This is a genomic window from Pseudomonas sp. SK (genome assembly GCF_012975065.1).
GTDB lineage: Bacteria > Pseudomonadota > Gammaproteobacteria > Pseudomonadales > Pseudomonadaceae > Aquipseudomonas > Aquipseudomonas anuradhapurensis.
Window position 1 is genome coordinate 4,827,988 of sequence record NZ_CP051857.1, and the last position, 18,220, is coordinate 4,846,207.

The following is an 18,220-nucleotide window of genomic DNA, read 5'->3' on the forward strand; positions in this document are numbered from 1 at the left end:
GGACTCCAATGTTCTTATTCGGCGTTCTGCACCGCAGCGATCATGCGCACCACATCAACGGTTTCGGCCACGTCGTGGACACGCAGGATGCTCGCCCCCTTGGTCATGGCCAATGCCGCCAGCGCCAGGCTGCCGTACAACCGCTCGCCGACCGGACGTTCCAGCGTCAGGCCGATCATGCTCTTGCGTGAAACACCCACCAGCAGCGGGCGCCCAAGGCGATAGAGCGCTTCCATGTGCTTGAACAGGCTCAGGTTGTGCGCCAGTGTCTTGGCGAAACCAAAGCCCGGGTCAAGGATGATTCGGTCAGCGTCGATACCCGCCGCAGCGCAGGCGGCCATCCGCTGTTCAAGATAACGCGCAACGTCGGCGGTCACATCCTGGTACTGGGGGTTGTCCTGCATGTTCCCCGGCTCGCCACGCATGTGCATGAGGCACACCGGCAGGCCAGTATCTGCAGCAGCGTCCAGGGCGCCATCGCGCTCCAGGGCCCGTACGTCGTTGATCAGCCCGGCACCGAGGCGCGCCGCTTCTCGCATGACCGCTGGCGTGGAGGTATCGACCGAGATGACCACGTCGAGGCGGCTGTTGATGGCCTCGACCATGGGCGCCACCCGTTCCAGTTCCTCGGTCACCGATACCGCGCGCGCGCCTGGCCGCGTGGACTCTCCGCCGATGTCGATCAGCGTGGCGCCAGCGGCAACCATCGCTTCGGCATGGCGCAACGCTTCGTCGCGCTGGTTGAAGCGGCCACCGTCGGAGAAGGAATCGGGGGTGACGTTGAGAATACCCATGACATGGGTACGCGACAAATCAAGAACCCGGTTGCCGCAAGGCAACCGGGTCGGGTACTGCACTGAGCTCATAGACGCCCTTAGTGTTGAGCCGCCGGACCGCCGATCGGCGATTCCGGGCGATCGCCCTGGGTAGCAGGCTTGCCCGAAGCAGAGTCATCATCCCAATCGCGCGGTTCGCGAGGGGTACGGCCGGCCATGATATCGTCAATCTGCTCGGCGTCGATGGTCTCGTACTTCATCAGCGCTTCGGCCATGGCGTCGAGCTTGTCGCGGTTGTCGGTGAGCAACTGCTTGGCCGTGGCATAGCACTGGTCGATGATGCTGCGAACTTCCGAGTCGATCAGCTTGGCGGTTTCGCCGGAAACGCTGGCATGCTGGCTGGCAGCACTGCGGCCCAGGAACACCTCGCCTTCTTCCTCGGCGTACATCAGCGGGCCGAGTTTTTCGGACAGGCCCCACTTGGTCACCATGTTTCGGGCAATCTGGCTGGCCCGCATGATGTCGTTGGACGCACCAGTGGTAACCCCGTCGAAGCCCAAGGTCATTTCCTCGGCGATACGGCCGCCGTACAACGAGCAGATCTGGCTGATCAGTGCGCGCTTGGACAGGCTGTAGCGGTCTTCTTCCGGCAGGAACATGGTCACGCCCAAGGCACGGCCACGCGGAATGATCGACACCTTGTAGACCGGATCGTGTTCAGGCACCAGGCGGCCAACGATGGCATGGCCAGCTTCGTGGTAGGCGGTGTTCTGCTTCTCTTTCTCGGACATGACCATGGTCTTGCGCTCGGCGCCCATCATGATCTTGTCCTTGGCCAGCTCGAACTCTTTCATTTCGACCAGGCGCTTGTTGGCACGCGCGGCAAACAGCGAGGCCTCGTTGACCAGGTTGGCCAGGTCGGCGCCGGAGAAGCCAGGGGTACCACGGGCAATGACCGCCGGGTTGACGTTCTCGCCGACCGGCACCTTGCGCATGTGCACCTTGAGGATCTGTTCGCGGCCGCGGATGTCCGGCAGGCCGACCACCACCTGGCGGTCGAAACGGCCCGGGCGCAGCAGCGCCGGGTCGAGCACGTCCGGACGGTTGGTGGCGGCAATGACGATGATGCCATCGTTCATTTCGAAGCCGTCCATCTCCACCAGCAGCTGGTTGAGGGTTTGCTCACGCTCGTCGTGACCACCGCCCATGCCGGCGCCACGGTGGCGACCAACGGCGTCGATCTCGTCGATGAAGATGATGCAGGGGGCGTGCTTCTTGGCCTGCTCGAACATGTCGCGCACACGGCTGGCACCGACACCCACGAACATTTCCACGAAGTCGGAACCGGAAATGGTGAAGAACGGCACCTTCGCCTCGCCGGCGATGGCCTTGGCCAGCAGGGTCTTGCCGGTACCGGGTGGGCCGACCATCAGCACACCACGGGGGATACGGCCACCCAGGCGCTGGAACTTGCCCGGGTCGCGCAGGAATTCGACCAGCTCGCCCACCTCTTCCTTGGCTTCGTCACACCCTGCAACGTCTGCCAAGGTGGTCTTGACCTGGTCTTCGGACAGCAGGCGCGCCTTGCTCTTGCCGAAGCTCATCGGCCCGCCCTTGCCGCCCGCACCGCCTTGCATCTGGCGCATGAAGAACATGAACACGGCGATGATCACCAGGATCGGGAAGCTGGCCACCAGCAGCTGGGTCCAGATGCTCTGCTGCTCGGGCTGCTTGCCTTCGATGATGACGTGGTTGTCCACCAGGTCACCGATCAGGCCGTTGTCGGTAATGGCCGGGCGCACAGTCTTGAAGTTGTCGCCGTCGGCGCGCTTGCCGGTAATGATGTAGCCGTCGACGGTCACGCGCTCGACCTTGCCATCCTTGACCTGCTGGATGAAGTCGGAATAGTTGAGGGTCTGCGGCTCGTTAGGGCTGGAGAAGTTGTTCATCACCGTCACCAGGACAGCTGCGATGATCAACCACAGGATCAGATTCTTTGCCATGTCGTTCAATTCGCTACCCTCTGAGGTCGGCGCACGACGCAGCCGTTCCTCGCATGAAATTCATCGCCCTAACTTACTACATTACCTACGCAGACGCAGGCACCGTCTGTAACCCTTTGTGAAAGCTAGACTACACGAAGTTCGGACGATCCTGACGCGGCGGCCGATTGGAAATAACTATCGGCCACCCCGCTTGAAACCTTTCATGCCCCTTTGAAACCCCGGCCCAGCAGGTACTGCTCGCGGGAACGGTCCCGCGAAGACGACGGCTTGCGCATCTGCACCTTGTCGAACTTGCTGCGCACGTCCTTGAGGTATACGTCAAAGCCTTCGCCCTGGAAGATCTTGATCAGGAAATCGCCGCCGGGCTTCAGCACGCGGGTTGCCAGATCGAGGGCCAGCTCGCAGAGGAACATGGCACGCGGCATGTCCACCGCGGGCGTACCACTCATATTGGGGGCCATGTCGGAAATCACAAGGTCTACGTGCGAATCGCCGACCGCCTCGAGGATGCGCTGCAGCACTTCGTCCTGGGTGAAATCGCCCTGGATGAAGGTCACGTCGGGGATCGAGTCCATCTCCAGGATGTCGGAAGCGATCAGTCGTCCCTGGCCACCAATCAGACGACTGGTCACCTGCGACCAGCCGCCGGGGGCGGCGCCGAGGTCGATCACGCTCATGCCTGGGCGGATCAGCCGGTCCTTTTCCTGGATCTCCAGCAGTTTGTAGCTCGCACGCGAGCGGTAGCCGTCCTTTTGCGCCTGTTTCACAAAAGGATCGTTGAAGTGTTCTCGCAGCCAGTTGGCGCTGCTTTTGGAACGTTGTACCACGGGGCACCTCGATGATATGCGTCGTGATTGACTGGGCGGAGCCGGTGGCCCTCGGGTAAAATGCCGGTCAATTTTACAGAATCAGACGGAAAGGGTCAGATTATGCCGCTCAATAACGAGCAGAAGAAGCAATACAAGTCCATTGGTCACGACCTGAAGCCGGTCCTGATCGTTGCTGGCAACGGTTTGAATGAAGGCGTCATTGCCGAACTGGAGCGCGCCCTGGTCGACCACGAGCTGATCAAGGTCGAGATTCGTTCGGAAGACCGCGAAGAACGCGCCGAGACCATTGCCGAGCTGTGCAAGGCCGGCCGCGCCGAGCTGGTGCAGACCATCGGCAAGAAAGCCCTGATCTACCGCAAGAACCCGCAGCCGAACAAGCAGCTGTCCAACATCCACCGTTACAAGTAACGGCTTGGCGCCCGGATCGGCGGGCTACCTGTAGGAGCGGCCTTGTGTCGCGATGGGCTGCGAAGCAGCCCCCTGGATACCAGCTTCGCCGCAGATACCGCAGGGGGCTGCTTCGCAGCCCATCGCGACACAAGGCCGCTCCTACAACGCCCGTGACAGCCTGGGCTAGCGGCGCACTTTGACCGGAACCGGCTGGGCCACCAGCACAATCCCGGAAAAGCCCAGCACCAGGAAGCAGAACATCTGCCAGCGCTCGCCCACGGAAATACCGTAGCGCAAGGTGTAATACCCCACGCAGGCGCCAAGGCCGAGCAACAGCATCTGGCCCCGGAACTGCCGCCACCAGGCCGCCAGGCCGTCCACTCTGGCCAGCACGGCCAACTGGATCAGCAGGCCAAGCATCGCCACACCGATCAACCAGCGGTCGATCTGCCCGGCGATGTCCTGCACCAGCAGCGGCGCCAGGCCACTGACCTTGAGCGCAGGCACCAACCCGACGTGGAACACCCACAGGCCACCGACCCAGAAAACCTGGGCCAGTTGCCAGAGGATCCCCTCGAGGGATGGCGCCCGCAGGCGCCGATCAGATGTGCTTGACTTCGACAATCTCGTACTCGACCGTACCGTTCGGCGTCTTCACGACAACGGTATCCCCTTCTTCCTTGCCGATGATGGCACGGGCGATCGGGGCGCTGTTCGACAGCTTGCCTTTCTTCACGTCGGCTTCATCTTCACCAACGATCTGGTAGGTCACTTCATCATCGGTTTCGGTGTTGGCCAGCACCACGGTAGTGCCGAAAATCACCTTGCCGGTGTGAGCAATGGTGGTCACGTCGATCACCACCGAGTTCTGCAGGCGACCTTCGATATCGCGGATACGCGCCTCGACCATGCCCTGCTCTTCACGAGCGGCGTGGTATTCGGCGTTTTCCTTGAGGTCACCCAGCTCGCGCGCTTCGCCAATGGCCTGGCTCAGGCGCGGGCGCTCGGTCTTGCTCAGGAACAGCAGTTCCTCTTCCAGGGCGCGAGCGCCCTGGACGGTCATCGGGTACTTGGTAATGCTCATGCTTTCAATCCTGCGTGCAGATCCTGCAGGCGACGAACGGTCTTTTCCGGACCGAATTTCAGCGCCTCGCAGATGGCTTCACCGGCCGCAATGGTGGTGGTGCAGTAAATCTTGTGCTGCAGCGCATTGCGACGAATCGAGTAGGAATCGGCGATCGACTGGCGGCCTTCGGTGGTGTTGATGATCAGCGACACCTCGTCGTTCTTGATCATGTCGACCACGTGCGGACGGCCTTCGGTCACCTTGTTCACACGGCGCACTTTCAGGCCAGCCGCCTCGATAACCTTGGCGGTGCCGGCAGTAGCGACCACTTCGAAGCCAAGGGCGATCAGGTCGCGGGCAACGCCAGCCACTTGCGGCTTGTCGTCGTCGCGCACGCTGATGAATGCGGTACCGCCGGTCGGCAGCACTTCGCTGGCACCCATCTGGGCCTTGGCGAAGGCTTCACCGAAGCTGTCACCGACACCCATGACTTCACCGGTCGATTTCATCTCAGGGCCGAGGATCGGGTCAACCCCTGGGAACTTGGCGAACGGGAAGACGGCTTCCTTGACGCTGTAGAAGTTGGGGATGATTTCCTGGGTGAAGCCCAGCTCTTTCAGGGTTTTGCCGGCCATGACGCGAGCTGCGATCATCGCCAGGGAGGTGCCGATGCACTTGGACACGAACGGCACGGTACGCGAGGCGCGCGGGTTGACTTCGATCACGTAGATCTTGTCGCCCTGCAGGGCCAGCTGCACGTTCATCAGGCCGACCACGCCCAGCTCCAGGGCCATTTTCTTGACCTGTACGCGGACTTCGTCCTGCACTTCCTTGCTCAGCGAGTAAGGTGGCAGCGAGCATGCCGAGTCACCGGAGTGCACGCCGGCCTGCTCGATGTGCTGCATGATGGCGCCGATCACCACGTCGGTACCGTCGCACACCGCATCCACGTCCATCTCGATGGCGCAGTTGAGGAAGTGGTCGAGCAGTACCGGGCTGTCGTTCGACACCTGTACGGCTTCACGCAGGTAGCGCTTGAGCTCGTCCAGTTCGTAGACGATTTCCATGGCGCGACCACCCAGCACGTAGGACGGGCGCACCACCAGCGGGTAGCCGATGCCGCCAGCAGCGCTGATGGCTTCTTCTTCGCTGCGCACGGTAGCGTTTGGCGGCTGCAGCAGGTTCAGGCGCTGCACCATCTGCTGGAAGCGCTCACGGTCTTCGGCACGGTCGATGGCATCCGGGCTGGTGCCGATGATCGGTACGCCGGCTTCTTCCAGGGCGCGGGCCAGTTTCAGCGGAGTCTGGCCGCCGTAGTGGACGATCACGCCTTTCGGCTTCTCGACACGGCACACTTCCAGCACGTCCTCGAGGGTCAGCGGCTCGAAGTACAGGCGGTCGGAGGTGTCGTAGTCGGTGGAGACGGTTTCCGGGTTGCAGTTGACCATGATGGTCTCGTAACCATCTTCACGCAGCGCCAGCGCGGCGTGTACGCAGCAGTAGTCGAACTCGATACCCTGGCCGATACGGTTGGGGCCACCACCCAGGATCATGATCTTGTCGCGGGTCGACGGGTTGGCCTCGCACTCTTCCTCGTAGGTGGAGTACAGGTAGGCGGTGTCGGTGGCGAACTCGGCAGCGCAGGTGTCGACGCGCTTGTACACCGGGAACACTTCCAGCTTGTGGCGGTGACGGCGCAGGTTCTTGTCGGTGATACCCAACAGCTTGGCCAGGCGCTGGTCAGAGAAGCCCTTGCGCTTGAGGCGCAGCATGTAGTCCTTGTCGATCGACGACAGGGCCAGGGTCTTGACCTTCTCTTCTTCCTTGATCAGGTCTTCCATCTGCACCAGGAACCACATGTCGATGCCGGTCAGGTCGAAGATCTGCTCGCAGGTCATGCCGGCGCGCATGGCATCGGCCACATACCAGATACGCTCGGCGCCCGGTACGGTCAGCTCGCGCTTGAGGATGCTGGAGGCTTCCGGGTTGGCCAGGTCGACTTTCGGGTCGAGGCCGCAGGCGCCAACTTCCAGGCCGCGCAGGGCTTTCTGCAGGGATTCCTGGAAGGTACGGCCGATGGCCATCACTTCACCCACGGATTTCATCTGGGTGGTCAGGCGGGCGTCGGCTTTCGGGAACTTCTCGAAGGCGAAGCGTGGCAGCTTGGTGACGACGTAGTCGATCGACGGCTCGAAGGATGCCGGAGTGCGGCCGCCGGTGATGTCGTTCTGCAGCTCGTCGAGGGTGTAGCCGACCGCCAGCTTGGCAGCGATCTTGGCGATCGGGAAGCCGGTGGCCTTGGAGGCCAGTGCCGAGGAACGCGACACACGCGGGTTCATCTCGATCACGACCATGCGGCCGGTGTTCGGGCAGATACCGAACTGCACGTTGGAACCGCCGGTTTCCACACCGATCTCACGCAGCACCGCCAGCGAGGCGTTGCGCATGATCTGGTATTCCTTGTCGGTCAGGGTCTGTGCCGGGGCAACGGTGATCGAGTCGCCGGTGTGCACGCCCATCGGGTCGAAGTTCTCGATCGAGCAGACGATGATGCAGTTGTCCTTCTTGTCGCGGACCACCTCCATCTCGTATTCCTTCCAGCCGATCAGCGATTCGTCGATCAGCAGTTCCTTGGTCGGCGACAGGTCCAGACCACGGGCGCAGATTTCTTCGAACTCTTCACGGTTGTAGGCGATGCCGCCACCGGTGCCGCCCATGGTGAACGACGGACGGATGATGCACGGGAAGCCCAGGCGCTCGAGCACTGCGTTGGCTTCTTCCATGCTGTGGGCGATACCGGAGCGCGGGCACTCCAGGCCGATGTCCTTCATCGCCTTGTCGAAGCGCGAGCGGTCTTCGGCCTTGTCGATGGTATCGGCGTTGGCACCGATCATTTCCACGCCGAACTTTTCCAGAACGCCGTGGCGCTCCAGGTCCAGGGCGCAGTTCAGGGCAGTCTGGCCACCCATGGTCGGCAGCAGCGCGTCAGGGCGCTCTTTCTCGATGATCTTGGCCACCGACTGCCACTTGATCGGCTCGATGTAGGTGGCGTCGGCCATGGCCGGGTCGGTCATGATGGTGGCCGGGTTGGAGTTCACCAGGATGACGCGGAAACCTTCCTCGCGCAGGGCTTTACAGGCCTGGGCGCCGGAGTAGTCGAACTCGCAGGCCTGGCCGATCACGATCGGGCCGGCGCCGAGAATCAGGATGCTTTTGATGTCTGTACGTTTTGGCATGGTTGTCACTCAAATCCGGGGTCAGTCGGCAAGCCGCCTTGAACAATCTGGGTCAGGCGCTTCCGGGCGCGGCGCGAGCCGGCCCGGGGCCTTGCAGCAGGATGCTCAGCGGCGCTTGGCCATGGCATCGATGAAACGATCGAACAGAGGCGCGACATCGGTCGGGCCAGGGCTCGCTTCAGGGTGACCCTGGAAGCTGAACGCGCTCTTGTCGGTGCGCTCGATACCCTGCAGGGTGCCGTCGAACAGCGACTTGTGGATGGCGCGGACGTTGCCCGGCAGGGTGGCCTCGTCAACGGCAAAGCCGTGGTTCTGGCTGGTGATCATGACCACGCCGGTATCCAGGTCCTGCACCGGGTGGTTGGCACCGTGGTGGCCATGGCCCATCTTCACGGTCTTGGCGCCGGAGGCCAGGGCCAGCAGCTGGTGGCCGAGGCAGATGCCGAACACCGGGATCTCGGTCTCGAGGATTTCCTTGATCGCCTGGATGGCGTAGTCGCACGGCTCGGGGTCGCCAGGGCCGTTGGACAGGAACACGCCGTCCGGGTTGAGTGCCAGCACTTCGCTGGCCGGGGTCTGGGCCGGCACCACGGTCACGCGGCAGCCACGGGCGACCAGCATGCGCAGGATGTTCAGCTTGACGCCGTAGTCGAAGGCGACCACGTGGTACGGCAGGTCGGCGGCTTCGATGGTCGGGTGACTGTCGGTCTTCAGCTCCCACACGCTGGAGCGCCACTCGTAGCGTTCCTTGGTGGAAACGACCTTGGCCAGGTCCATGCCCTTCAGGCCCGGGAAGGCACGGGCAGCGGCGATGGCGGCTTCTTCGCTGATGTTGTCACCGGCGAGGATGCAACCGTTCTGAGCGCCCTTTTCACGCAGGATTCGGGTCAGGCGACGGGTGTCGATGCCGGCGATGGCGACGACATTGTTGGCCTTGAGGTACTCCGGCAGCGACTGGGTGTTACGCCAGTTGCTGGCCAGCAGCGGCAGGTCACGGATGACCAGGCCAGCAGACCAGACACGGTTGGACTCGGCGTCTTCCGGGGTAGTGCCGGTGTTGCCGATGTGCGGGTAGGTCAGGGTAACGATTTGCTGCGCATAGGAAGGGTCTGTAAGGATTTCCTGGTAGCCGGTCATAGCGGTGTTGAAGACCACCTCACCAACGGTCTGACCGTCGGCACCGATGGCTTCACCGCGGAAAATACTGCCGTCGGCAAGGGCGAGTATGGCTGGCTTTGTCAAGAAGACCTCCCGTTAATCAAGCATGAAAGGGCGATCGCAGGTTGCAAAAAAGCGGAGTGACGTATGGACACGTCACCCCGCTTTCATGTGCTGAATTCAATTCGCTGCGCGCTTTTAGTGGACACACTAAAGCTGTAGCTTACAGAAAAGTGCGTTTTCGGTCTACCGCAGATGTGTCTCTAAAACCTATCAATGCGACAGGCTGACATCGGCGCTGGCTTCTTCGCGGGCTTGCCCGCTCCCACAGGAGCTTCACAATCCGTGTGGGAGCGGGCAAGCCCGCAAAGAAGCCAGCACCGCTCGAACTGCTTAACGCAGCTCGAGCACATCCTGCATGTCGTACAGGCCAGGCTCGCGCCCGTCCAGCCACAGCGCCGCACGCACGGCACCCTTGGCGAAAGTCATGCGGCTGGAGGCCTTGTGGGTGATCTCCACCCGCTCACCTTCGGCGGCGAACAGCACGGTGTGGTCACCCACCACGTCACCGGCACGCACGGTAGCGAAGCCGATGGTCTGGCGCTCACGCGCACCGGTCTGCCCTTCACGACCGTACACGGCCACTTCCTGGAGGTTACGGCCCAGCGCCTGGGCAACCACTTCGCCCATGCGCAGCGCAGTACCCGACGGTGCATCGACCTTGTGCCGGTGATGCGCCTCGAGGATTTCGATATCCACATCGTCACCCAGCACGCGCGCTGCGGTATCCAGCAGCTTCAGGCACAGGTTGACGCCAACGCTGAAGTTGGCCGCGAAGACGATCGGGATTTCCTTGCCGGCGTCGACCAGCTGCTGCTTCTCTTCCGGCGTGAAGCCCGTAGTACCGATGACCATGGCCTTGCCCGCCTTGCGGCAGAACGCCAGGTTTTTCAGGGTGACCGAGGGGTGGGTGAAGTCGATCAGCACGTCGAACTCGTCGACCACCTTGGCCAGGTCGTCGGAAATTGGCACGCCGATACGACCCAGGGCCGCCAGCTCACCGGCATCAGCCCCCACCAGCGTACTGTCCGGGCGATCGATCGCCGCGGTCAGGCCAGCCTGTGGCGCCTGTTGCTGCACGGCCTCGACGAGGGTCTTGCCCATTCGCCCTGCCGCGCCCATCACTGCAATACGTCGCATAGCCATTTCCTTGTCAGAGGTCGCCGAAGAAGCGCTTCACGCCATCGAACCAGCCACTGGCCTTGGGCGAGTGGGAGCTGTCGCCTTCCAGTGAATCACGCAGCTCTTCCAGCAGCTCGCGCTGGCGGCGGCTGAGGTTGACCGGGGTTTCCACCGCCACCCGGCACAGCAGGTCACCGGCACCACCACCGCGCACCGGGGCAACGCCCTTGCCGCGCAGGCGGAACTGTTTGCCGGTCTGGGTGCCTTCGGGGATCTTCAGCTTTACCCGGCCATCGAGGGTGGGCACTTCCAGTTCGCCACCCAGGGCGGCATCAGTGAAGCTGATCGGCACTTCGCAGTACAGGTGCTTGCCATCACGCTGGAAGATCTCGTGCTCACGCACGTTGATCACCACGTACAGGTCGCCGGTCGGGCCACCATGGGTACCCGCCTCGCCCTCGCCCGACAGGCGGATACGGTCGCCGGTATCGACACCGGCCGGCACCTTGACCGACAGTGTCTTGTATTCCTCGACACGCCCTTCGCCGTGGCACGAGGTGCACGGGTCGGTGATGATCTTGCCCTGGCCATGGCAACGCGGGCAGGTCTGCTGCACCGAGAAGAAGCCCTGCTGCATGCGTACCTGGCCGATACCGCCACAGGTCGGGCAGGTCGACGGCGTGGAGCCCTTCTTGGCACCGGAGCCATCGCAGGGCTGGCAGTTGACCAGGGTGGGCACACGGATACTGACCGTGGTGCCACGCACCGCTTCTTCCAGGTTCAGTTCCAGGGTGTAGCGCAGGTCACTGCCACGCTGGGCACCGCCACGTCCACCACCGCGGCCACCACCGAAGAAGTCGCTGAACACATCGCCAAAGATGTCGGAGAAGTTGGCACCGCCGAAACCGGCACCACCGCCACCCATGCTCGGGTCCACGCCAGCATGACCATACTGGTCGAACGCCGCGCGCTTGCTCGCGTCAGACAGTACTTCGTAGGCCTCGTTGGCCTCCTTGAACTTGTCTTCCGACTCTTTGTCGCCGGGGTTGCGGTCAGGGTGGTACTTCATCGCCAGACGGCGATAAGCCTTCTTGAGGTCAGCTTCGCTGGCGCCGCGCTCGACACCCAGGACCTCATAATAATCACGCTTGGACATAGGTCATTTGCACCTTGTTGGGCGTCTGGCATCTGCGCCACGCCATCAGCACCTGCCGTTTGCCCACCGGGGCCGCTGACAGATGCTGTAAAGATTCTCGAATTCCAGATACGCCAACGCGGGAGCAAGCCCCCGCGCGGCGACATCCTACCAGCTCACCGGCAAACGACGGTGAACTGGCCGACAACATGCAGGGATTACTGCTTGTTGTTGTCTTTCACTTCTTCGAACTCGGCGTCAACCACGTCATCGTGCTTGGCTTCCGGCTCGGCGTGCTGCGCGCCACCCTGAGGCTGTTCGGCCGACTGCTCGGCGTACATCTTCTGGGCAACCGGTGCCGAAACCTTGGACAGCTCTTCGACCTTGGCGTCGATGGCAGCCTTGTCGTCGCCTTTGACAGCGGCTTCCAGGGCAACCACGGCAGCCTCGATGGCGGTTTTTTCTTCGGCGGTAACCTTGTCACCAGCGTCAGCGACCATCTTGCGGGTCGAGTGAACCAGCGCGTCACCCTGGTTACGGGCAGCGGCCAGCTCTTCGAACTTGCGGTCTTCCTCGGCGTTGGCCTCGGCGTCACGCACCATGCGCTCGATTTCTTCGTCCGACAGGCCGGAGTTTGCCTTGATCACGATCGACTGCGACTTGCCGGTGGCCTTGTCTTTCGCGCTGACGTGCAGGATGCCGTTGGCGTCGATGTCGAAGGTCACTTCGATCTGCGGTACGCCACGCGGAGCCGGCGGGATGTCAGCCAGGTCGAACTTGCCCAGCGACTTGTTCTGCGCAGCCTGCTTGCGCTCACCTTGCAGCACGTGAATGGTCACGGCAGCCTGGTTGTCGTCGGCAGTCGAGAACACCTGCGACTTCTTGGTCGGAATGGTGGTGTTCTTCTCGATCAGCGAAGTCATCACGCCACCCATGGTTTCGATACCCAGGGTCAGCGGGCTGACGTCCAGCAGCAGTACGTCCTTGACGTCACCGGCCAGTACGGCGCCCTGGATGGCAGCACCCATGGCCACGGCTTCGTCCGGGTTGACGTCCTTGCGAGCTTCCTTGCCGAAGAAGTCGGCAACGGCCTTCTGTACCATCGGCATACGGGTCTGGCCGCCGACCAGGATCACGTCGTCGATCTTGGCGACATCGATACCAGCGTCTTTCAGGGCGATGCGGCACGGCTCGATGGTGCGCTGAACCAGGTCTTCGACCAGCGACTCCAGCTTGGCGCGGGAGATCTTCACGTTCAGGTGCTTCGGACCGGTAGCATCAGCGGTGATGTACGGCAGGTTGACGTCGGTCGACTGCGAGGACGACAGCTCGATCTTGGCCTTCTCGGCAGCTTCCTTCAGGCGCTGCAGAGCCAGCGGATCGTTCTTCAGGTCCATGCCGGACTCTTTCTTGAACTCGTCGACGAGGTAGTCGATCAGGCGCATGTCGAAGTCTTCACCACCGAGGAAGGTGTCACCGTTGGTGGCCAGTACTTCGAACTGGTGCTCACCGTCGACTTCGGCGATTTCGATGACCGATACGTCGAAGGTACCACCACCCAGGTCATAGACGATGACGGTGTGGTCGCCCTTGGCCTTGTCCATGCCATAGGCCAGCGCAGCGGCGGTCGGTTCGTTGATGATGCGCTTCACGTCCAGGCCGGCGATGCGACCGGCGTCCTTGGTGGCCTGGCGCTGGCTGTCGTTGAAGTAGGCCGGAACGGTGATGACCGCTTCGGTGACGGGCTCGCCGAGGTAGTCTTCGGCGGTTTTCTTCATCTTCTTCAGCACTTCGGCGCTGATCTGCGGCGGTGCCATGTCCTTGCCACTGGCCTGTACCCAGGCGTCGCCGTTGCTGGCCTTGACGATCTTGTACGGCACCAGCTTGATATCTTTCTGCACGACGTCTTCTTCGAAGCGGCGGCCGATCAGGCGCTTCACTGCGAACAGGGTGTTGTGCGGGTTGGTCACAGCCTGGCGCTTGGCCGACTGACCTACCAGGATTTCGCCGTCGTTGGCGTAGGCCACGATCGAAGGGGTGGTACGCGCGCCTTCGGCGTTTTCGATGACCTTGACGTTACCGTTTTCCAGAACGGAGACGCACGAGTTGGTGGTCCCCAGGTCGATACCGATGATTTTGCCCATGTTAACTCTCCCGAAACTTGAATTTGGTAGCAGCGACTACTTTGGCCAACTGCGGTAATACTTGAAGGCTTGACACCTAGATGGGGATGCCCGGAAGGATTTCAAGCCTTTTCATCGATAGAGGGTTGCGGCGCGCTCGGCGCCTTGCTGACCACCACCATGGCGGGGCGCAGCAGACGGCCATTGAGCAGGTAACCCTTCTGGAACACGTTGAGCACGCTGTTCGGCTCGACCTCGGCGTTTTCCTGCATGGCCATGGCCTGGTGATGCTCAGGGTTGAACGGCTGGCCGTGCGGGTCGATGGCTTCGAGGTTGTAGCGCTTGAGGGTGTCCTGGAACATCTTCAGGGTCAGTTCCACACCTTCGCGGATCTGCTTGACGTTCTCGTCATCGGCACTGGAGTGGGCCAGGGCCAGTTCCAGGCTGTCGATCACCGGCAGCAGGTCGCCGGAGAACTTCTCCAGGGCGAACTTGTGGGCCTTCTCGACATCCTGCTCGGCACGGCGACGCGCATTCTGCACGTCGGCAACGGCGCGCAGCGCCTGATCCTTGGCTGCGGCCAGCTGTTCCTCGAGTTCCAGAACACGGGCGTCAGCAGCATTGCCTGCACCGGCTTCTTCCACGTTAAGGTCTTTCTCGTTCAGCTGCTCATCAGCCATGGGGTCTCTCCTGCGCAAATTTGTGGACTGCGAGCCACGCTCGCCTTGGATGACGGCTATATGGGGCCGGAAAAACCAGCTTCAAGGGGGCAAGGTGGTTTTCCGCCCGGCAACACAATCCGGCAAAGGGCATTGGCAGGCCTGAAAAAAGTACTGTATAAATAACCAGACCTGACTTTCGGGAGCTGCCCTCATGCTGGTGCACCTGTCCATTCACAACTACGCCATCGTCGAACACCTCGACCTCGAAATCGCCCGCGGCATGTCCGTCATCACCGGCGAAACCGGCGCCGGCAAATCGATCATGCTCGATGCCCTCGGCCTGGCCCTGGGCGACCGGGCCGACAGCGGCGTGGTGCGCCCCGGCACGGACAAGGCAGACATCCTCGCCACCTTCGACCTGGTGGACATCCCCGAGGCCCATGCCTGGCTGGCCGAGCGAGACCTGGACAACGACGGCCTGTGCATCCTGCGCCGGGTGATCACCGCCGAGGGCCGCAGCCGCGGCTACATCAACGGCACGCCCTGCCCGCTCGGCGACCTCAAGGCGCTGGGCGAGCTGCTGATCGACATCCACAGCCAGCATGAGCACCAGTCGCTGCTGAAGACCGACACCCACCGTCGCCTGCTCGACGAGTACGCCGGCGCCGTCGACCTGGCCCGCCAGGTGCAGCTGGCCGCCAAGCGCTGGAACCAGACCCGCCTGGAGCTGGAGCGCCTGTCCAATTCCGGCGACGAGCAACGCGCCCGCCACCAGTTGCTCAGCTATCAGCTGGAAGAGCTGGACAACCTCGGCCTCGGCGAGCACGAACTGGAGCAACTGGAGCAGGAACACAAGCAACTGACCAGCGCCGAAGCCCTGTTCGGCATCTGCCGCCAGGTCATCGACCAATGCAGCGAAAGCGATTCGGGCAACGTGCTCAGCGCCCTCACCGCCAGCCTCAACCGGCTGGGTGCCGCCACCCACGCGCCCAAGGCACTGAGCGAGGCGGCCAACCTGATCGCCAGCGCACAGATCCAGGTCGAGGAAGCCGTCGGCGAGCTCAACCGCTTCCTCGACAACTTCGACGCCGACCCCATGCGCCTGCAGGCCCTGGAAGAACGCCTCGACACCATCTATACGCTGGCGCGCAAGCACCGCGTGCACCCCACCGAACTGCCCCACCTGCAGCAGCAGCTGATGGAAGAGTTGGAAAGCCTGAACGCCAGTGACGAATCGATCGAGCGGCTGGGTGAGGAGCTGGCTGCCTTCGCCCAGCACTATAAAGAGAAGGCCCGCGAGCTCAGCGCCCTGCGCCAGCAGGCCGCGCAACAGCTGGCGGTAGCTGTAGAACAGGAGATCCAGCGCCTGGGCATGCCCGGCGGGCGCTTCTGCATCGCCCTGACGCCAAACGAGGGCAGCGACCTGTCACCGCATGGCCTGGAGCAGATCGAACTGCTGGTCAGCGCCAACCCCGGGCAGCCGCTGAAGGGCCTGGCCAAGGTCGCGTCAGGTGGCGAGCTGTCGCGCATCAGCCTGGCGATCCAGGTCATCACCGCGCAGACCTCGCGCATTCCCACCCTGGTGTTCGATGAAGTCGACGTCGGTATCGGTGGGCCGACAGCGGAAATCGTCGGCCAGCTGTTGCGCCGCCTGGGCGAACGCGGCCAGGTGCTGACCGTGACTCACCTGCCGCAGGTTGCCGCACAAGGGCATCATCACCTGTTCGTGCACAAGGTGCGTAACAGCGACACCACCCACACTGCCGTGACCAGCCTGGGCAAGCGCGAGCGAGTCGAGGAAGTGGCACGGATGCTCGGTGGCATCGACCTGACCAAGGAATCGCTGGCGCATGCGCGCAAGATGGTGGTAAGCGGCAAGGCCTGATGGCGCGCTTCGTGTAGGAGCGGCCTTGCGTCGCGATAGGGCCGCAACGCGGCCCCAGGATTTCGGTATCGATGCATCGATTTGCCGGGGCTGCTCTGCAGCCCTTCGCGACACAAGACCGCTCCTACAGAAGCCCGCAACACTTCAAGAACGCAGAAAGCACAAAGGCGACCCGAAGGTCGCCTTTGCTATCCATAACGATTAAATCGTTACTTCTTCTTACGCACGTAAAGGACCAGGTTGTGGTCCACCAGCTCATAGCCATGCTCGGCCACGATTTCGCGCTGACGCTTCTCGATCTCGGCATCCATGAACTCGATGACTTCGCTGGTATCCACGTTGACCATATGGTCGTGGTGGCCACCGTCAGCCAGTTCGAATACTGCGTGACCGCCGTCGAAGTTGTGGCGAACCACCAGACCCGCCGCTTCGAACTGGGTCAGTACGCGATAGACGGTGGCCAGGCCCACGTCTTCGCCAGCCTCCATCAGCGCCTTGTAGACATCCTCGGCGCTCATGTGACGCTGCTCGGTCGAGTCGAGCATCTGTAGGATCTTGACTCGAGGCAGGGTCACCTTGAGACCGGCTTTGCGCAATTCGCTATTTTCAACCATGGTCAGCTTTCTCGCCGATGCTGCTTCGCAGCTTCTCTTAATACGGGTATGATCGGGGTTTACGTTGTCCAGCCAAGATAGTGGAAGTCGCCCACCGATGCAAAACACCAAGCTCTTGCTAACCAGCCTCACCCTAGTGGGACTGCTCGCACTCGCCGGTTGCTCGTTTCCCGGGGTTTACAAAATCGACATCCAGCAGGGCAATGTCGTTACACAAGACATGATAGACCAATTGCGCCCCGGAATGACCCGTCGGCAAGTAAGGTTTATCATGGGTAACCCGCTGATCCAGGACACCTTCCACACCAATCGCTGGGATTACCTGTACAGCATCCAGCCAGGCGGCGGCAAACGTCAGCAGGAACGCATGAGCGTGTTCTTCAACGAAAGCGACCAGCTGGTGAGCCTGTCCGGCGACTTCATGCCAGGCGTCAGCCGCGACCAGGAAATCCTCGGTGGCAGCGGCGACACCACGGTCAGCCCGGCCACTCAACCAGGGCAGCCTAACGCGCAGCCAGAAGAGAAACCGGCCAAGCCAGGTTCGATGGAAGAGTCCATCCAGCGCGAGATCGACACCATCGAGACCACCCCGGTGCCAACCCCCGCACCGCTGGAAACCTCGCCTCAGTAAGCGGCGAGCAGGTACAAAAAAGCCCGGACTAGTTCCGGGCTTTTTTACTGCCGCTTTTGCAGTCAGCTGTTCAGTTGCTTGGCACGCTGGCAGAACGCATCGACCAGGGTATTGGCCGCCTGGTTGAACAGCGGGCCCAGCGTGGCACGCACGATCGGCCCGGCGTAATCAAAGGACAGGTCGAGGCTGATCTTGCAGGCCTTTTCCCCCAGCGGCTTGAACACCCACAGGCCATGCAGCTGGGTAAATGGCCCTTCCTCAAGGTTCATCTCGATGGACTGCCCCGGCACCAGCACGTTACGCGTAACGAACTGCTGGCTCATGCCACCCTTGGCCACTTCAAGCTTGGCGCGCATTTGCGTGTCGCTGGCTTCGAGCACCGTGGAGTCAGAGCACCAAGGCAAGAATTCCGGGTAGCTGGCGACATCGTTGACCAGGTCGTAGAGCGCCTTGGCGGGGTATGGCAGCAGGGCGGAGCGTTGAATATGGGTAGTCATCCAGGCGTCACTTCCAGGGCTGGGTGGCG

The 18,220-nt window shown here is 62.3% G+C and carries 16 protein-coding genes; 3 read left to right on the plus strand and 13 right to left on the minus strand.

Annotation, left to right across the window (positions count from 1 at the left end; genetic code table 11):
* Window positions 1-14: 14 nt before the first annotated feature.
* The 3 genes from folP to rlmE form a co-directional block, all read right to left on the minus strand.
* Complete coding sequence (folP, locus tag HG549_RS22070) at window positions 15-866, minus strand: dihydropteroate synthase (protein WP_170032754.1); 852 nt, start codon at window positions 864-866, stop codon at window positions 15-17.
* Between the two features lie 8 nt (window positions 867-874).
* Window positions 875-2,779 (minus strand): ATP-dependent zinc metalloprotease FtsH, encoded by a 1,905-nt coding sequence (ftsH, locus tag HG549_RS22075; RefSeq protein WP_170032756.1) that lies wholly within the window; start codon window positions 2,777-2,779, stop codon window positions 875-877.
* Between the two features lie 203 nt (window positions 2,780-2,982).
* Window positions 2,983-3,609: a 23S rRNA (uridine(2552)-2'-O)-methyltransferase RlmE gene (rlmE, locus tag HG549_RS22080; protein ID WP_015271862.1), complete on the minus strand. Its 627-nt coding sequence runs from the start codon at window positions 3,607-3,609 to the stop codon at window positions 2,983-2,985.
* A 102-nt stretch (window positions 3,610-3,711) separates the two neighbouring features.
* Here rlmE and yhbY point away from each other — a divergent pair, with 102 nt between their 5' ends.
* Window positions 3,712-4,020 carry a ribosome assembly RNA-binding protein YhbY gene (gene yhbY, locus HG549_RS22085; RefSeq protein WP_003249945.1) on the plus strand — a complete coding sequence of 103 codons (309 nt, stop codon included), beginning with the start codon at window positions 3,712-3,714 and terminating at the stop codon, window positions 4,018-4,020.
* A gap of 165 nt (window positions 4,021-4,185) precedes the next feature.
* On the opposite strand, the gene HG549_RS22090 is transcribed toward yhbY, so the two are convergent.
* From HG549_RS22090 to grpE, 8 genes are all read right to left on the minus strand, one after another.
* On the minus strand, window positions 4,186-4,626 hold the full coding sequence (locus tag HG549_RS22090) for an MFS transporter (RefSeq protein WP_170032758.1): 441 nt from the start codon (window positions 4,624-4,626) through the stop codon (window positions 4,186-4,188).
* Window positions 4,604-5,086 carry a transcription elongation factor GreA gene (gene greA / locus HG549_RS22095; protein ID WP_046613135.1) on the minus strand — a complete coding sequence of 161 codons (483 nt, stop codon included), beginning with the start codon at window positions 5,084-5,086 and terminating at the stop codon, window positions 4,604-4,606. Before greA ends, HG549_RS22090 begins: the two co-directional genes overlap by 23 nt.
* A complete protein-coding gene (gene carB / locus HG549_RS22100; RefSeq protein ID WP_015271865.1) occupies window positions 5,083-8,304 on the minus strand; it encodes a carbamoyl-phosphate synthase large subunit in 3,222 nt (1,073 codons plus the stop codon). The genes greA and carB overlap by 4 nt, the downstream gene beginning before the upstream one ends.
* Window positions 8,305-8,409: 105 nt before the next feature.
* Window positions 8,410-9,546: a glutamine-hydrolyzing carbamoyl-phosphate synthase small subunit gene (gene carA, locus HG549_RS22105; protein ID WP_013974294.1), complete on the minus strand. Its 1,137-nt coding sequence runs from the start codon at window positions 9,544-9,546 to the stop codon at window positions 8,410-8,412.
* A gap of 309 nt (window positions 9,547-9,855) precedes the next feature.
* The gene (gene dapB, locus HG549_RS22110; protein WP_170032760.1) at window positions 9,856-10,662 is read right to left on the minus strand and encodes a 4-hydroxy-tetrahydrodipicolinate reductase; all 807 of its coding nucleotides are present in this window, start codon (window positions 10,660-10,662) and stop codon (window positions 9,856-9,858) included.
* 13 nt (window positions 10,663-10,675) lie between these two features.
* Window positions 10,676-11,800 (minus strand): molecular chaperone DnaJ, encoded by a 1,125-nt coding sequence (gene dnaJ / locus HG549_RS22115; RefSeq protein ID WP_170032762.1) that lies wholly within the window; start codon window positions 11,798-11,800, stop codon window positions 10,676-10,678.
* Window positions 11,801-11,997: 197 nt separating this feature from the next.
* Complete coding sequence (gene dnaK, locus HG549_RS22120) at window positions 11,998-13,923, minus strand: molecular chaperone DnaK (RefSeq protein WP_170032764.1); 1,926 nt, start codon at window positions 13,921-13,923, stop codon at window positions 11,998-12,000.
* A 101-nt stretch (window positions 13,924-14,024) separates the two neighbouring features.
* Window positions 14,025-14,582, minus strand: a complete 558-nt coding sequence (grpE, locus tag HG549_RS22125) for a nucleotide exchange factor GrpE (RefSeq protein WP_170032766.1) — start codon at window positions 14,580-14,582, stop codon at window positions 14,025-14,027.
* Between the two features lie 193 nt (window positions 14,583-14,775).
* On the opposite strand from grpE, the gene recN reads away from it, so the two are divergent.
* Window positions 14,776-16,449 (plus strand): DNA repair protein RecN, encoded by a 1,674-nt coding sequence (recN, locus tag HG549_RS22130; protein ID WP_170032768.1) that lies wholly within the window; start codon window positions 14,776-14,778, stop codon window positions 16,447-16,449.
* A 209-nt stretch (window positions 16,450-16,658) separates the two neighbouring features.
* On the opposite strand, the gene fur is transcribed toward recN, so the two are convergent.
* Window positions 16,659-17,063 carry a ferric iron uptake transcriptional regulator gene (gene fur / locus HG549_RS22135; RefSeq protein ID WP_012274258.1) on the minus strand — a complete coding sequence of 135 codons (405 nt, stop codon included), beginning with the start codon at window positions 17,061-17,063 and terminating at the stop codon, window positions 16,659-16,661.
* Window positions 17,064-17,160: 97 nt separating this feature from the next.
* On the opposite strand from fur, the gene HG549_RS22140 reads away from it, so the two are divergent.
* Complete coding sequence (locus HG549_RS22140; RefSeq protein WP_170032770.1) at window positions 17,161-17,694, plus strand: outer membrane protein assembly factor BamE; 534 nt, start codon at window positions 17,161-17,163, stop codon at window positions 17,692-17,694.
* A gap of 62 nt (window positions 17,695-17,756) precedes the next feature.
* On the opposite strand, the gene HG549_RS22145 is transcribed toward HG549_RS22140, so the two are convergent.
* Window positions 17,757-18,191: a type II toxin-antitoxin system RatA family toxin gene (locus tag HG549_RS22145; RefSeq protein ID WP_170032772.1), complete on the minus strand. Its 435-nt coding sequence runs from the start codon at window positions 18,189-18,191 to the stop codon at window positions 17,757-17,759.
* Window positions 18,192-18,220 lie beyond the last annotated feature (29 nt).

What these genes read in the sequence shown, in the direction of transcription:
- dapB (WP_170032760.1), bottom strand. Translation starts at nt 10,662, where the DNA reads ATGCGACGTATTGCAGTGATGGGCGCGGCAGGGCGAATGGGCAAGACC.
- HG549_RS22145 (WP_170032772.1), bottom strand. Translation starts at nt 18,191, where the DNA reads ATGACTACCCATATTCAACGCTCCGCCCTGCTGCCATACCCCGCCAAG.
- yhbY (WP_003249945.1), top strand. Translation starts at nt 3,712, where the DNA reads ATGCCGCTCAATAACGAGCAGAAGAAGCAATACAAGTCCATTGGTCAC.
- carB (WP_015271865.1), bottom strand. Translation starts at nt 8,304, where the DNA reads ATGCCAAAACGTACAGACATCAAAAGCATCCTGATTCTCGGCGCCGGC.
- folP (WP_170032754.1), bottom strand. Translation starts at nt 866, where the DNA reads ATGAGCTCAGTGCAGTACCCGACCCGGTTGCCTTGCGGCAACCGGGTT.
- ftsH (WP_170032756.1), bottom strand. Translation starts at nt 2,779, where the DNA reads ATGGCAAAGAATCTGATCCTGTGGTTGATCATCGCAGCTGTCCTGGTG.
- dnaJ (WP_170032762.1), bottom strand. Translation starts at nt 11,800, where the DNA reads ATGTCCAAGCGTGATTATTATGAGGTCCTGGGTGTCGAGCGCGGCGCC.
- recN (WP_170032768.1), top strand. Translation starts at nt 14,776, where the DNA reads ATGCTGGTGCACCTGTCCATTCACAACTACGCCATCGTCGAACACCTC.
- fur (WP_012274258.1), bottom strand. Translation starts at nt 17,063, where the DNA reads ATGGTTGAAAATAGCGAATTGCGCAAAGCCGGTCTCAAGGTGACCCTG.
- greA (WP_046613135.1), bottom strand. Translation starts at nt 5,086, where the DNA reads ATGAGCATTACCAAGTACCCGATGACCGTCCAGGGCGCTCGCGCCCTG.
- dnaK (WP_170032764.1), bottom strand. Translation starts at nt 13,923, where the DNA reads ATGGGCAAAATCATCGGTATCGACCTGGGGACCACCAACTCGTGCGTC.
- HG549_RS22140 (WP_170032770.1), top strand. Translation starts at nt 17,161, where the DNA reads ATGCAAAACACCAAGCTCTTGCTAACCAGCCTCACCCTAGTGGGACTG.
- grpE (WP_170032766.1), bottom strand. Translation starts at nt 14,582, where the DNA reads ATGGCTGATGAGCAGCTGAACGAGAAAGACCTTAACGTGGAAGAAGCC.